The 464-nt window shown below is 70.5% G+C and carries 1 pseudogene; it reads left to right on the plus strand.

The features are described from left to right. Positions 1–213, plus strand: a pseudogene (locus tag RA21_RS23360) (CatB-related O-acetyltransferase); the annotation flags it as partial. Positions 214–464 lie beyond the last annotated feature (251 nt).

A 464-nucleotide genomic window follows, 5' to 3' on the forward strand; every position in this document is an offset into this window, starting at 1 on the left:
GGCGCCGGCGCCGTGGTGCGCGGCACGGTGCCGCCCTACGCCATCGTCACCGGCAACCCCGGCGCGGTGCATGGGCACCGCTTCTCTAAGCCGCAGATCGCCCGGCTGCTGGCCCTCAAATGGTGGGACTGGCCCGCAGACCTCATCACCCGCGCCGAACCGGCGCTTCTGTCCGGCGACCTCGACATGCTCGAAAGCATCGCCCCCGACTGACACCCCTGCCCGGCATTTGCTGGTCCGGAGCCGCCGTCGCCTGAAACCGGACAGGCACCGCCCGCAGCGGCGGGCCAGCAGAATTGCCGAGGCTCCGCGCCGCCAGGCGTGGATGCGGCCATTGTGCTGGCGCGGCGCGAGGACCGGTGGCAGGCACGGATCAGGGGATGGGGGATCCGGACCAGCGTTTGCTGGTACGGTGAGCCAGAAGCTCCCCCTAGAAACCAAGAAGCCCGCGGTTCACCAGAACC

It is taken from the genome of Leisingera sp. ANG-DT, from assembly GCF_000813785.1.
Lineage (GTDB): Bacteria > Pseudomonadota > Alphaproteobacteria > Rhodobacterales > Rhodobacteraceae > Leisingera.